The organism is Pseudanabaena sp. UWO311, assembly GCF_006937785.1.
Classification (GTDB): domain Bacteria; phylum Cyanobacteriota; class Cyanobacteriia; order Pseudanabaenales; family Pseudanabaenaceae; genus Pseudanabaena.
The window spans coordinates 1-13,968 of the sequence record NZ_SJEE01000006.1; the positions used below are offsets into that span (position 1 = coordinate 1).

The 13,968-nt window shown below is 42.7% G+C and carries 11 protein-coding genes; 7 read left to right on the forward strand and 4 right to left on the reverse strand.

What is annotated here, in order from left to right; translation table 11 throughout:
* Positions 1-297: 297 nt before the first annotated feature.
* The 4 genes from PseudUWO311_RS06815 to PseudUWO311_RS06825 all read left to right on the forward strand — a co-directional run bounded on the left by PseudUWO311_RS06815 (position 298) and on the right by PseudUWO311_RS06825 (position 4,598).
* The gene (locus tag PseudUWO311_RS06815) at positions 298-894 is read left to right on the forward strand and encodes a Uma2 family endonuclease (RefSeq protein WP_142654453.1); all 597 of its coding nucleotides are present in this window, start codon (positions 298-300) and stop codon (positions 892-894) included.
* A 152-nt stretch (positions 895-1,046) separates the two neighbouring features.
* Positions 1,047-1,202, forward strand: a complete 156-nt coding sequence (locus PseudUWO311_RS23945; protein ID WP_190303423.1) for a hypothetical protein — start codon at positions 1,047-1,049, stop codon at positions 1,200-1,202.
* Between the two features lie 262 nt (positions 1,203-1,464).
* Positions 1,465-3,117, forward strand: coding sequence for an FAD-dependent oxidoreductase (locus PseudUWO311_RS06820; RefSeq protein ID WP_142654454.1), 1,653 nt, complete (start codon positions 1,465-1,467; stop codon positions 3,115-3,117).
* Positions 3,118-3,179: 62 nt separating this feature from the next.
* Positions 3,180-4,598 (forward strand): ATP-binding protein, encoded by a 1,419-nt coding sequence (locus tag PseudUWO311_RS06825; RefSeq protein ID WP_142654455.1) that lies wholly within the window; start codon positions 3,180-3,182, stop codon positions 4,596-4,598.
* Positions 4,599-4,610: 12 nt separating this feature from the next.
* Here PseudUWO311_RS06825 and PseudUWO311_RS06830 read toward each other — a convergent pair whose 3' ends face one another.
* Genes PseudUWO311_RS06830 through PseudUWO311_RS06845 form a run of 4 tightly spaced genes read right to left on the reverse strand, consistent with a single transcriptional unit; the run spans position 4,611 to position 10,892 of the window.
* Positions 4,611-4,844, reverse strand: a complete 234-nt coding sequence (locus PseudUWO311_RS06830; RefSeq protein ID WP_142654456.1) for a TFIIB-type zinc ribbon-containing protein — start codon at positions 4,842-4,844, stop codon at positions 4,611-4,613.
* A 43-nt stretch (positions 4,845-4,887) separates the two neighbouring features.
* Positions 4,888-6,567 (reverse strand): alpha/beta hydrolase, encoded by a 1,680-nt coding sequence (locus PseudUWO311_RS06835; RefSeq protein WP_142654457.1) that lies wholly within the window; start codon positions 6,565-6,567, stop codon positions 4,888-4,890.
* Positions 6,568-6,618: 51 nt separating this feature from the next.
* Positions 6,619-7,245, reverse strand: coding sequence for a response regulator (locus PseudUWO311_RS06840; RefSeq protein WP_142654458.1), 627 nt, complete (start codon positions 7,243-7,245; stop codon positions 6,619-6,621).
* On the reverse strand, positions 7,242-10,892 hold the full coding sequence (locus PseudUWO311_RS06845; RefSeq protein WP_142654459.1) for a GAF domain-containing protein: 3,651 nt from the start codon (positions 10,890-10,892) through the stop codon (positions 7,242-7,244). The genes PseudUWO311_RS06840 and PseudUWO311_RS06845 overlap by 4 nt, the downstream gene beginning before the upstream one ends.
* A gap of 375 nt (positions 10,893-11,267) precedes the next feature.
* Here PseudUWO311_RS06845 and PseudUWO311_RS06850 point away from each other — a divergent pair, with 375 nt between their 5' ends.
* The 3 genes from PseudUWO311_RS06850 to PseudUWO311_RS06860 all read left to right on the forward strand — a co-directional run bounded on the left by PseudUWO311_RS06850 (position 11,268) and on the right by PseudUWO311_RS06860 (position 13,966).
* Positions 11,268-12,380, forward strand: coding sequence for an aldo/keto reductase (locus PseudUWO311_RS06850; protein WP_142654460.1), 1,113 nt, complete (start codon positions 11,268-11,270; stop codon positions 12,378-12,380).
* A gap of 147 nt (positions 12,381-12,527) precedes the next feature.
* Positions 12,528-13,196 carry an NADPH-dependent F420 reductase gene (locus tag PseudUWO311_RS06855; protein WP_142654461.1) on the forward strand — a complete coding sequence of 223 codons (669 nt, stop codon included), beginning with the start codon at positions 12,528-12,530 and terminating at the stop codon, positions 13,194-13,196.
* A 491-nt stretch (positions 13,197-13,687) separates the two neighbouring features.
* A complete protein-coding gene (locus PseudUWO311_RS06860; protein ID WP_142654462.1) occupies positions 13,688-13,966 on the forward strand; it encodes a CDGSH iron-sulfur domain-containing protein in 279 nt (92 codons plus the stop codon).
* Positions 13,967-13,968: the final 2 nt, after the last annotated feature.

Consider the following 13,968-nt stretch of genomic DNA (forward strand, 5'->3'; position numbering starts at 1 on the left):
CAGTGAACCGTAAAATTTCAACATCTCCGTCTCAAGTTCTTCGCTGTAATAACCCAAAATTATTCCTTTTCTTTCTTTATCTGAGATTATCCTAATTTGCACAAGTTATTTGTTTTTCATTCCTTAGCCTTGTTCTTTGTCATAATGAAAGTAGACTAATCGAAGGCACAGGCGCGTATTGTAAACATCATTCGTCACAATGACATAAGGAACCGAAAAATTCAAAAAAGGCTTGCTGCAAAAAATGTTTGTGTAAATCGTTAAATAGTACCAAAACTAACCAAAGAGAGATTTCCCATGAACGCAGTTAAAGAAAACTTTCCCCAACTTACCCCAGAAGAATACTTTGCTTGGGAAGAAAAGCAACTAGAAAAACACGAACTGATTAACGGTCAAGTTTACGCCATGAGTGGCGGTAGCGTTAATCACGGTCGTCTTGCCATCAGACTTACTGCCATGTTTGATCATCATTTAGAAAATACCAGTTGCATAGCAGGCAATTCTGACATCAAGATTAATATTGTTGCAACCAAAAACTATACTTACCCCGATGCCAGCGTCACCTGCGACGATCGCGACAAAAACACCCCAAATTATTTCACCTATCCTTGCCTCATCGTTGAAGTTCTCTCTCCTAGCACTGAAACCTACGATCGCAGTGGCAAATTTAGACTGTACCGCAAAAATCCAGTCTTACAGGATTATTTATTAGTTAGTTCCACCAGCATCGAAATGGATTTGTATCACAAAAACGAAGCAGGTGATTGGTTAATTATTAACTATCAAGCAGGCGACACCGTGGAACTCAAAAGCATTAATTTAAACTTTCCCATTGAGCAAATCTATCGCAATCTCGATCTCACACCAGAGACTGAATCAACCAAATTATCCTAAACCTCATTCCCAAATCGAAGATGAAAAATTGTAGCCATAAAAATTAAAAACTATCGCCTTGAGTAACTCCTTTACAGATAGCGATCGCCCCCTCAACACCCAAAATCTCGATCACCACCTCAAAAAAAGCAACCAGAGATCGCCTAGAAATCATGACCCATAGTAAAGGCGATCACCTTAATGGAGATCGCCTTTATGAGATAGATTGTTGGTGCGATCGCCTAAAAATCATAACTCACAGTAATAGCGATCGCCTAAAAATCACGACCCACAGTAATAGCGATCGCCTTTTGGAGATAGATTGTTGAAGCGATCGCCTAAAAATCACGACTCATGGGAATAGCGATCGCTTTTATGAGATATATTATTGAAGCGATCGCCTATAAATCATGACTCATAGTAACAGCGATCGCCGCTTTCCCTAACTCACCACTACTAACCCAAACTTAAGTACAGGATTTTATTAAACTTAGGGACAATTCAAGAAATAGCGATCACCTTATAACAAAAAACTTAGCTAATTTGTAATATAAAATCTAGTTGAGACCCATCATTCCCCAAAGATGTCCCATGCTCAAGCCTGTAATACTTACCGTTGATGATGACCCCGCAGTATTGCAAGCGGTGGCTAGAGACCTACGACAACAATATGGCGATCGGTTTCGGATTGTACGAGCGGACTCTGGAACATCGGCACTTGACACCACCCAGCAACTCAAACTTCGCAATGAAGCGATCGCTCTGTTTCTAGTGGATCAACGGATGCCACAAATGAGCGGCGTAGAATTTTTAGAACAGGCGAGTGACATCTTTCCAGAAGCAAAACGGGTGCTGCTGACTGCCTATGCCGATACGAATGCCGCGATCGCCGCGATTAATACCGCTAGACTCGACTACTACCTATTAAAGCCTTGGGATCCGCCGCAGGAGAAGCTTTATCCAGCACTTGATGATCTGCTTAATGATTGGCAAGCGAACTTTAAACCCGAATTTCAAGGCGTAAAAGTAATTAGCGATCGCTGGTCTCCACAATCCCACAATATTCGCGATTTCCTTGCCCGCAACCAAATTCCCTATCGTTGGCTCGATATTGAAACTAATCCTGAAGCTCAGAAATTTTTACAATATGCTGGAGAGAAAGGTAATCCCTGTTTGCCTTTGGTAATTTTGCCTGATGGCACGAAATTAGTTAAACCTAGCATTACTGATATTGCGGGAAAAGTCGGACTACAGACAGAAGCTGAAAAACCATTTTACGACCTCGCAATTATTGGTGGTGGTCCCGCAGGACTAGCCGCCGCAGTTTATGGAGCTTCTGAAGGATTACGCACCGTGATGATTGAGAAGGAAGCTCCTGGAGGACAGGCGGGAACCAGCTCGCGCATTGAGAACTATCTAGGATTTCCTGTGGGCTTGAGTGGTAGCGACCTCGCTCGACGCGGAGTCACCCAAGCCAAGCGTTTTGGAGTAGAAATTCTAACACCATTAGAAGCAACAGGCATCCGTATTGAGAACAACTATCGCATCATTACATTATCTAATGGTTCGGAGATTAGTTGCCACGCTCTAATTTTAGCGATGGGTGTAGCTTGGCGCAGGTTAGACGTAAAGGGAATTGACAAATTTACAGGCGCAGGAGTCTACTATGGAGCAGCTCAAACTGAAGCAGCCGCTTGTCAGAATGAGGAAGTTTATATTGTTGGTGGAGCTAACTCCGCAGGTCAAGCGGCGATGTATTTCTCGAAATATGCCAGCAAGGTTCGCATGTTAGTGCGAGGCGAGTCGCTTACTAAGAGTATGTCCCAGTATTTGATCGACCAGATCGCGGGAACTCCTAATATTGAAGTTTTACCTTTCCACAGCGTTGTAGAAGTGAAAGGCAGCGACAAACTGGAAGAGATAGTGGTGAAGGATTCGCAAACAGGGGAGGTGAAAACTCTGGCGGCAAGTTCGCTATTTATTTTCATTGGTGCGACTCCCAGCACGGAATGGCTTGGCGATTTGATTCAACAAGACGATCGCGGTTTTGTAAAGACGGGCTTAGATATCGAGAAAACTACGCCTTGGCAATTGCAGCGCGATCGCTTTTTGTTAGAGACAAATATTTCTGGCATCTTTGCTGTAGGCGATGTGCGTCATGGCTCAGTTAAGCGTGTTGCCTCAGGCGTAGGTGAAGGATCGATTTGCGTGCAATTTGTCCATCAGCATCTTGCCAATGTTTAACCATCAAAGGAAAAAGATTACTTCGCAATCTTTTTCCTTTGTTTATAGTCTAGGAGATTGCCATGCTCTGCGCTGATACTCTATTACAACTAGAACTCTTTCAGACTTTGCCCATTGAAAGACTTAAGTGGATCTGCGATCGCGTCCAGCCGATGCACCTGAAGGCAGGAGATATCCTCTGTCGAGAGGGCGATCGCCCCGATGGATTTTACATTCAAGTGAATGGAATTACTAACATCAGCCGCATGAGCCAAGGTGTTGATATGCCCATCGGTCGGCATGAAGGATTATCCTTCTTTGGTGAAATTCAAGTCCTCTCTGACGATAATGTGCCTGTGACCTTAGAGGCTGTCAATGAAGTCCACCTCTATCGACTCTCTGGCGAAGATTTTATCGATGTTCTGCATTCCTGTCGCGAGTTCGAGAAGCTCATGTTTCGGATCGTCCAGAAGCGTTTGCGCGGTCTAGAATCTTTCATTCAAACCCGTGAAAAAATGGCTGCTCTCGGCACACTCTCCGCAGGACTCGCCCACGAACTAAATAATCCTGCGGCGGCTCTAGTTAGAGCTTTAAAGGATTTAAAACCTGCGATGCTGGAACTGCAACGCATGAATTTAGTTTACGGTCAGCGCCAAGTTGATGAGGCGCATACTGCGGAATGGCTAAAAATTCGAGATTCAGGTTTTGAGGCGATCGCCAATCCGTCAACTAATTCTCTAGAACTAAGCGATCGCGAAGATCGATTACTGGAATGGTTAGAAGATTATGGCGTACAAGAAGCTTGGAAATTGGTAGAACCTTTGGCGTTAGGTGGCGTTGAGCCAGAGATATTATCCTCAATGATGGATCGTTGGCGGAATGATTCTACCGAATTGAGAGATATGGGACTGCGTTGGCTCGCTCTATCCTTTGACGTGATGGCGATGATTGGCAATGGGCTAAATGGTGCAGAGAGAATCTCGACATTAGTACAGTCGATGAAGTCCTATTCCTATATGGATCGGGGCGCACAGCAAAAAGTTGACATTCACGAAGGCATTGAAGACACGCTGCGATTATTTTCGTTCAAACTCAAGCATGGTATTACGATTAAACGCGATTACGATCGGAATTTGCCGCAAATTTTGGCTTTTGGAAGTGAGCTAAATCAGGTATGGACGAATTTAATCGATAATGCGATTTACGAACTAGAAAATACAGGCTCCTTTGACGGATCGCCTGCAACGATCACGATTCGCACTTGTCATAGAGACAAATGTTTAGTAGTAGAAATTATCGACAATGGACATGGCATCGCTCCCGAAGTGAAAAACCGCATTCTGGAACCCTTCTTTACTACTAAACCTATGGGAAAAGGTTCGGGATTAGGCCTAGATGTGGTCAGACGCATTATCGAAAATCGACATCACGGCAGTCTTGCGATCGAGTCTGGTGCTGGTAAAACCTGCTTTATAGTTTTTTTGCCCATACAAGATGCCTAAGCAAAGCTTGTTTTACTTCGAGGGGGATCTAGTCGCAAGAATATATTTAAGGAATGAATAGGTTTCAGATTTAGAAAGTCTAAACTGCTCTCCTGAATGGTCAATAATATATTCACCTACTACCTCCCCGCAGGCTGTACAGGTATAAGTTCCAACCACAAGTATGTCAATACTCAACTGCCGAATTTGTTCTTCTAACCATTGATCTCTAAGCGCCAAAACATCTTCAAAATAGACTGAATTCATTACTGTCTCCATATTGATGTGCTTGTAAAAATTGTAGTAGAAACTACGGCTTAATATCCAAGGCTTGCCTTAACTGCTCCTCCGAGAAAGAAGTCACTAGATTTAGTGGTAGAGGATCGCGGCTAATAGTTTTTACATAAGCAGATGTAAGATATTGCCGAAAATTAGGTTGACTAGAAAGATAGGTTTTGAAAAAAGCGACACTCAATATTTTGGCATAGGGATGAGCAAAACTAGGATCGATGCCAATTAAAGTAGACGGGACATTGAATATGCCCTTTTCACTTTTCTCTAAAAATGAGAAATGCGTTCCTTTGGGCACGATCGCTAAATACTTGTCTGGTATATTTAGCCAAGTAAATAGAAAGAACTGTTCAGGAACGGTTGGGGAAACCACATCATCCCCACTAGCAAAAATCATCACTGGCACATTAAGCGCTTTAGTACCTTCACGGCTAAACATTGTACTACCACCAATGGGATTTAAGGTAAGAATTGCCTTAACGCGCTGATCCTTTAGATTGTATTCTCGTGGTTCTAAGTTAATCGCACGGCATTGAATTAACTTGGAGAGATTAAAAGAAGTGACATTTGGCTCAGGGACATTGCAAACAGACTTTAGGCTGTCGAAATTTAGACGAGCGCCGCCCAGTGACAATACTGTATAACCTCCTAAAGAATGCCCAATTAATCCTACATTTTGGACATCAAGCCGATCCTTCATATTCGGCAAAGTTTTGTTCTGGCGTTCAAGATCGTCTAATAAATATTTCACATCTAGAGGTCTAAAGTAAACGTCTCGCTGATCAGGAGTTTTCCCAAATCCTTTTAAGAACGCCCCAAAATCCTTACTGCCAGTTCCAGGATGTTCTAGCACTGCTACTGCATAGCCATAGGATGCTAAATGTTGGGCGAGATAAATGAATGTATCGCGGTTAGAAGCTAGTCCATGGGAAATTACAATTACAGGTGCAGGTTTGCTAAGCTTCTGGGGAATATAGAGTGTCGCATCTATTGACATCCCTCGCTCTGGGTTTTGAAAAGAAAATTCCCTTACTTGCCAAGTGAATTCGCCTTTGGCATCAAGCCGATTAGTTGGGATAGTCACTTTGGTTGCTAAGGCTTCATTCTCAGATTGTTGTTGGAGAGATGCGATCGCTATTTCTTTTCGATACCAGAGTTGAGATAGTTCCCTATATGCCTCTAAGCCTAAAGGTAAATCCAACTCAATTGTGGGTGTGGGAAAGCGGCGCAGAACATTAATTGCTGTCAACCCTTCAGGACTTGCGGCGGAAAGAATCATCGCAGAGCGTAAGGCAAGCAATCCATTTTGATAACCATCAGCTTGTAAAATCCTCCCCAAACGCTTCATAATTACAAGCCCAATTGGCGAATAGGTAAACTGAGCAAGGGTAACATGGCTAATATCATAGCGTGCGTTTAAAGCTTGCCGTAACTCAGCCCGTTGGCTTGGCGGCAGATTATCGAGATAAAATGCTAAACGAGTAGTAATTTTTCCTGTTTTAGCAAAGGTCTCAAGATCAGAAATGAGAATATTAAACTGTCCAAATGGAGGATACCAAAATGAGATAGACTCTGCACTCATTACTGGCTCTTTGCTTAAGAAAGATGAGCCTAAAGCGATCGCAACAGCTAATGGAATTGCTAGAAATATGCGGTTGCCGATCATGAAGATATGTCGAATATATTGGCTGAAATTCATAGTGTTAGTTTTTTTGACAACGAGTTAAGGAATAAGGAATTATGATCTGGATTAAGAACTAACAATTCCGCGCTTGATCGCAACTAATGTTGCTTGAGTGCGATCGCTTACGCCTAGCTTACTTAAAACACCATTTATGTGGTACTTAACCGTACTCTCAGAAATATATAATTCAGTGGCAATTTGTTGATTCGTTTTACCTTGGGCAACCAATTTTAAGACATCCAATTCTCGATTAGATAATTGAGGGCGATTGAGCCTTTCTGAGAGCTTTTCGCCAACTTCAGGAGGAATATATTTTTTGCCTTCATAAACAGTTTTGATCGCTCTAATAATTTCATCGACTGGAGCGTTTTTAAATATATAGCCCTTGGCTCCTGCCTTTAAACCTTTATAGATATCTTCGTCGCCATCGTAAGTCGTGAGCACAATAATTTTTGCCTCCGTAAATTCTTGATGAATAGCAGCGATCGCATCAGCTCCACTCATTTCAGGCATTCTTAAATCCATCAAGGTGACATCAGGACGATACTGGCGAAATAGGGCAACGGCTTCTACTCCGTTATTTGCCTCAGCTACGGTTTCCATATTAGGAGTGTAATCGATCATTAATACCAATCCACTCCTGACAATTGGGTGGTCGTCCGCTACCATAATACGGATTGTTTGATCGGTCATGATTTTTGTTCCTCTAATGGAATCTCTACTAAAATTTCTGTCCCTTTACCCAAAATACTGTTAATCAATAATTGTCCTCCAATGCGATCGCTCCGTTCAGATATACTCAAAAGCCCAAATCCCCCATTATCTAAATTGGGCTGGAAGCCACAGCCATTATCAGCAATTCTAAGTGAAACTTGGACATTCTGATAGGCGAGAACGATCGAAAGCTTTGTTGCCTTAGCGTGTTTTAAAGCATTAGTAATCGCTTCTTGAGCAAGTTTGAGGAGGTTGTACCCAATCATCGCCGAGACTTGATATTCACTTCCTAAAATCTGTAGGTCAACTTGAGTAGGACAATCGCGGGTTAACTTCTCGACTAATTGCGCAAGTTTTTCGGCTAAGTTGGCGTATTCTTGGGCTGTAGGATATATTTCCCAGACTGAGCGCCTTGCTTCGGCAAGTCCTGTTTGGGCGATGTCGTTGATGCGATCTAGGATTGATTCGATCGCAGAGGGATCTTGTTGTAGCATCCATCTGATTACGCCAGTTTGAATTGAAATACTTGTAAATGACTGTGCTAAGGTATCGTGAATCTCGCCAGCTAAACGGTTTCGTTCGATATAGAGTGCAGCTTGCTTTGCTTCTTCGGCTCTTTTTAGAAGTTGGATTGCTAATGTTGCTTGGTGTGCCAGAGCTTGAGTTAACTCTAGTTCGTCCGGTTCTAACAAGCGCTTTCGATCGAAGCGAATAGTGAAGCTACCAATTATTTCTGACCCCAGCAAGAGAGGGATGCCTAGTAGAGTTTTTATGCCCAATCGTTGCATATGTCTCCGTATGGAAGTAGGTATGTCGGGGCATTCGTCCACCTGGTAAATCACAGGAACACGATCGCGAATGTGCTTTTTTAACACGAGGTCAGCAGACAAATCTCGACCGCGTATCCATTTCCCTGATAAGAGTGGGGCATTTTCAGGTATTGCAGGAACAATTTTGCCATCTAAATAGACAGTGTGGATCGCAAAGCTATCCGCGATCGAGTCATAAAACCAAAGTGCAGAGGAAGAGGAACCTAGCTGCTCTGATGTGACCTTCAGTACATGTCCCAAAGAGCGTTCTAGTTCTGGTTCCGTCGCCAAAACATCGAGAGTCTGTTTGAGAGTAGCATTGGCCCTAGCCAGCTGAGTCACACGCGCTTCCGCTGCCTGTTCTCGTTCGAGTGCTAGAGCTGCTTGCTTCGATTCTTCTGATAGGAGAATGAGCTGAAGTGCAAGCGTTGCTTGAGCTGCGAGAGATTTAATAAATTCAATCTCTAATGATGGAAGGTGAGATTTTTCTGTAAAGGCAAATCCTAGCATCCCAATCAGATCTTTACCAGCAACCAAAGGAACGGCAGCAATTTCTTGATGCCCCATGCGAGCATGCCATTCAATCACTTCTGGAATGATGCTAATTGGTTCTAAAGCATTCAAAAACAAAATTTCTTTGTCAATTGAAAATGTGTCCAAAAGTAATGTAATGTTTTCAGCCTCACAGCCTATCTGAGGATATGGGTCGTGGGATTCTTTATTGACATAGGGGATCCCACGCTCGACTGCGGCAACGATTTCAGCAGTTTTGGTACTGATGTCAAAGGTGAATAGCATCGCAAATGCTGCACTAATATTTTCGCTTAGTACAACCAGTAAGTCCTCTAGAAAATGTGAGACGTTTCTTTTACTGGCCAGTTGCTGTAAGCTTTTATTCAATGCTGAGTTGATTTTTTCTAATTGTGTCGCCCGTTCTTGAGCCGCTTTTTCTCGCACGTTGGCGATCGCAGTATCACGAGTTGTTTCAGCTAATCCTTCCATCTCTATAGCCAGCGATACCTGACTTACGAGCGTCCGAATCATTTCGATCTGCTGCGGCGTTGGTGGAATCTCCGAAGCTAGATCGAAACCAATCCAGCCAGTTGTCTCTTCTCCTTTTCGCAATGGAACGTATGCGATCGCGCGCGCACCTCTTGATTCGTGATAATGACGAACCTCAGCTATCAATACACTCGTATCGCTAGTTAGCCCCCAAATAAAGTTTTCGGACTGAATTCGTTCCCAAGGTATAGCCATTGAAGGACTATTCACCGACCAATCACTATCTAAATTGCTGCCAGCAATTATCTGCTCCACACCATCTACAATATGCACTTTTACCCGTACAGTTTTACTTGGAGCCTGATAACTCATAAGTCCGATGCCATTGACTCCTAGTGGAGCCATCACCTCAGCGATAGTCCGTAAAATCTCGACGATAATGGCTTTCGGATCGGTTGCTGTACTCAGTCGTTCGGTACTGCGTTGCAATGTGAAATTCACCAGTTCTAAAACAGCAGCTCGTTCTTGTGTCACTCGTTTTTGTTCGCGAACGATCGCCACTTGTTTTGCTTCTTCCGCCAGACGGCTTGTCTGCAATGCCAAGGCTAGTTGTGCCGAAAGGGTTTCCGCTAGGGCAATTTCAGCCTCACTGTAGGGTAATCCTGCTCCTCGATAGATGACCAAAGCACCGTCAGCAGAATTACCAATGAAGCAAGGCACATTGAGTTCGGATTCCCAACCGCAAGCACGAGTAAAGTCGTCAAATTCTGGCACACAGGTGCCTGCCGCATGGTCGAGTTGTACAGCCCGAGTCCGATGTCTATTTGACGTTCCCAAATATTCATCGGATACAGTAAATCCTTCCGCCAATCGAATGATCAGTTCGTATTTATCGGGGTCGAGCGCTAGAATTTCGGTTGGCTTAAGAACTTGCCCATCGATCAACCAATAGCGTAAATAGATTAGTTCGCCTGAAGAATCAAAGAAAGAACAACTGGTCGCTTGAAAGTTTTCTAATACGATTTTTAACACCAGAGGAATAAATTCTTCAACACTTTCAATATTGCCTAAAGCATCGACCGTTTTCTGTAAGGCAGTATTTGCTCGCGCTAAGTGGACAGCCCGCTCTTGCGCTGCTTGTTCTCGTTCGCAAGCGATCGCCGCTTGTTTTGCCTCCTCTGCCAGATTGGTTAGTTGAATTGCCAATGCAGCTTGATGCCCTAGTGCTTGTAGTAATTCAATCTTTTGTTTGTCGATCGGTTCGTTATTAATAAAAGCCATTGCTAAATGACCAAATAGCTTACCTCCAGCAAGCAGCGGCAAAGCCAGTACCTGCTTGAGACCGCGATCGCGAAGATAAGCAATAGATCCTGCCCAAAATAGATGTGCCTCAGTTTCTATATCAAAAAAACGTGGTTTCTGTGTCTCTTCCAAAATTGTATGAAACCCTACTTCTGCCGTCAGCATTTCATAGGCAATCGGTGTTTCTTGGATAATTCCATCTTTTTCCACGACGACGGCAGTACGCAGTACATTTCTCTTTTCATCAAAAAGAATTAGATGTGCTGCATTAGCATTCAGTTGCGCCATTGCTTCCTGTGTAATATAGCCCAAAAACGATGATAGATCGGGATTCTCAGCTAGACGTGCAGAAGTAAGTGCGAGTGCATCATTTGCCTTCACTAGTTCAGCTTCTACTAATTTCTCAAGTTCCGATCGCTCCTGAAATATTGCCAACTCAGTTCTTAGGGCAATGTTTTCTTGCTCTAGTTTGGCAATATGTTCTAGGAGGTTAGCAGTATCGGCGATCGCCATCGTTAGTTACCCAAGAATGCCCAAAATGACTTTGGCACAAAGATTTGTATTGATTGAAAGCTACTTTAAAATATCCTAATCTTAACTTTAAGCATTGTCCATCTTTGTTGACTTGTCATACAGCCTAAATAATCTCCATACTTAAGTACAGTTTAAGTTTAGCCATCTGGACAAAAAAATTAAGCCCTCCTGTTAGTGACTCTCTTTGAGCGTTCCATTATTATGACAAGCATTGTTTAGAAGAATATTCCATGACAAAACTTACTCCATCAGAATCAAAATTTGTAGATAGCGTATTTCCATAGCCTGTTAGGTTTCCATCAATGAATCCAGCAGGCATTCTATGTCCGCTAACAATCAAATAGGGGTAAAACTATGGCTCTTAATACTTACTACACACTTGGAAAATCAGGTTTACGGGTCAGCCGCCTAGCTCTTGGCGCAATGACCTTTGGGACAGACTGGGGTTGGGGAGCCGATGAAGGTACAGCTCGTCAGCTATTCAATACCTACACTGAGGCAGGTGGAAATTTTGTCGATACTGCCGATCTTTATACAAATGGAATTAGTGAAACTTGGTTAGGAAAATTTACTGCCGAGAGGAATCTTCGCGATCGCATAGTCATTGCCACTAAGTTTACTTACAATGCTGAAGCTGGAAATCCTAACGCTGGCGGTAACGGGCGCAAAAATATTCTAAGGGCTGTGGAAGGTTCTCTAAAAAGACTGGGAACAGATTACATAGATCTTTATATTCTCCATACTTGGGACAAAATCACCCCTGTTGAAGAAGTGATGCGAACCATGGACGATCTCGTGCGATCGGGCAAAGTGCGTCATGTTGGTTTGAGTGATACCCCAGCTTGGTATGCTGCTCGCGCCCAGACTTTAGCAGAATGGCGTGGGTATGAACCTCTATGCACAATGCAATTGGAATATTCTTTGGTGGAGAGAAATATCGAGCATGAGTTTGTGCCTCTAGATACGGAATTAGGCATGGGGATCATGGTGTGGAGTCCTCTTGCTAGTGGTTTATTAAGTGGCAAGTACAAGCCAAGTGAAAGCGGCTTTACAGGTGAAGGCAGATTAGAAACCACCAAAGGAATTGCTAATCCTGCATTTCAAAAGTTTAGCGATCGTAACTGGCGAGTTGTGTCTGAACTGGAACAAGTAGCCAAAGAACTCGATCGCAGCATGGCACAGGTAGCTTTAAACTGGACTGTCAATCGCCCAGGGATTGGTTCGGTAGTAATCGGAGCAACAAAACTTTCGCAAGTACAAGATAATCTTAAATCACTAGATTTTGAGATTCCCCATTCATTAGCGAATCGATTGGAAACTGTTAGCCGTCCAGAAGTGAATTTCCCTTACAGTTTCTTTGACTCAGAAATTCAGGGCATGATTCATGGTGGAGTTACCGTAGGTAATAAACCCGATCGGTATGAGGATAAAGTCGTAATTCGGTCATCAGGAGCAGGAGTGACTTAAGAAGAAAGAAGATCGCCTACATCAAGCCATGTAACAGATAGATAATTGAAGCGATCGCGCTTAACTCAATTATCTATCTGCGGTAATTAGCCTTTAATGGATTATAGATTTCGATTAACCTAAAGATAAAAGAGGTAAGACTTGAGTATGAAGATAGGATTTTTGGGTAGTGGTAATATGGCGCGAGTACTCGGAGGTGCTTGGTCATTAGCAGGGCATCAAATCACCTTCGGTTCGCGAGATGCAGCAAAGTCTCGTGAAGTAGCTAAGGGAATTGGAAATGGCGCATCTGGTGGAACAAATGATGAGGTTGCTGAATCTTGTGAGGTCATTGTCAGCTCTATACGCGCTGTGCCATCAAGTTTTCTAACATCAACCTCAGCCTTGACAGGCAAAGTTATCATAGATTTAAATAATCGAGATTTTCCTCGTGAGTACAAGCCTGAAGAATTTCTCAATTCTCTAGCTGAAGCAACTCAAAAAGATGTTCCCTCGGCAAAAATTGTGAAAGCATTGAATAACCAAGCAATGGAAGTTTTTAACAGCGATGCGGTAGCTCTTAAAGAGGCAGGTATACAAGCTTTCATTGCTGGAGATGATGATCGAGCTAAACAGATTGTTACCGAGTTACTCAGCGATATTGGGCTTAAGGCTATCGATTTTGGTTTGTTGTCTAATGCATGGTTGTTAGAATTACAAGCGGATATTCTCAGGACTTATATGTTTGCAACTGGAAATTTCTTAGCAACCCCAGGTTTTATTGAGGCACCTCGTGCTGAACCAAGATTTGGAGAGCGTCGTAAAGGTACATACTAAAATGCCTAACCATTCTAATGCAACGTACTCTCTTCTTACTCGTATAACTCTTCTGGTTACTAGCATGTTGACAATTATGGCAAGTGCCACGGTACGTAGTACCTTTCTCTATTGGCATTCATTTGCGACATTGCTTCCTGCATAACATAGCCCAAAAACGATGATAGCTCGGAATTTTTAGGGCAATGTTTTCTTGCTCTAATTTGGCAATATGTTCTAGGAGGTTAGCAGTATCGGCGATCGCCATCGTTATAGTTACCCAAGAAAGCCCAAAGTTACTTCGACATTATAATTTGCACTAATTCAAAGCTAATTTAAATATATTATCTTCATTTTAAGTACTTTCCATCTTGTCATTGAACTTAAATATTTCCCATACTTAAGTACAGTTTATAGCTGACAACTTGGCTAAAAAATTTAAACCCTTTAGTTGGTGACTCTTTATTAATGTTTTATTATCATCTTTTCTAAGTTATATATGAGAATATCCCATGGCTGAATTTACCTCATCAGAGCCAAAAATCGTCGATAAAAAGCCAGTAGTGATGAATCTAGAATCAGGTACTTACTACTGGTGCAGTTGTGGCTTATCTGAAAATCAGCCTTTTTGTAATGGAGCGCATAAAGGAACTAATTTCCGTCCCGTAGTTTTTGAAGTATCTGAGCCGAAGAAAATGGCTCTATGCCTCTGTAAATATACCGCTGGAGCGCCAAGCTGTGATGGTTCTCATTTGAAATTGACAGATAACGTAACAGCTAAGTCAGATTAAAA

Coding starts and splice junctions, on each gene's coding strand:
- PseudUWO311_RS06835 (WP_142654457.1), bottom strand. CDS start 6,567: ATGAATTTCAGCCAATATATTCGACATATCTTCATGATCGGCAACCGC.
- PseudUWO311_RS06845 (WP_142654459.1), bottom strand. CDS start 10,892: ATGGCGATCGCCGATACTGCTAACCTCCTAGAACATATTGCCAAACTA.
- PseudUWO311_RS06825 (WP_142654455.1), top strand. CDS start 3,180: ATGCTCTGCGCTGATACTCTATTACAACTAGAACTCTTTCAGACTTTG.
- PseudUWO311_RS06840 (WP_142654458.1), bottom strand. CDS start 7,245: ATGACCGATCAAACAATCCGTATTATGGTAGCGGACGACCACCCAATT.
- PseudUWO311_RS06860 (WP_142654462.1), top strand. CDS start 13,688: ATGGCTGAATTTACCTCATCAGAGCCAAAAATCGTCGATAAAAAGCCA.
- PseudUWO311_RS06855 (WP_142654461.1), top strand. CDS start 12,528: ATGAAGATAGGATTTTTGGGTAGTGGTAATATGGCGCGAGTACTCGGA.
- PseudUWO311_RS06815 (WP_142654453.1), top strand. CDS start 298: ATGAACGCAGTTAAAGAAAACTTTCCCCAACTTACCCCAGAAGAATAC.
- PseudUWO311_RS06820 (WP_142654454.1), top strand. CDS start 1,465: ATGCTCAAGCCTGTAATACTTACCGTTGATGATGACCCCGCAGTATTG.
- PseudUWO311_RS06850 (WP_142654460.1), top strand. CDS start 11,268: ATGGCTCTTAATACTTACTACACACTTGGAAAATCAGGTTTACGGGTC.
- PseudUWO311_RS23945 (WP_190303423.1), top strand. CDS start 1,047: ATGACCCATAGTAAAGGCGATCACCTTAATGGAGATCGCCTTTATGAG.
- PseudUWO311_RS06830 (WP_142654456.1), bottom strand. CDS start 4,844: ATGAATTCAGTCTATTTTGAAGATGTTTTGGCGCTTAGAGATCAATGG.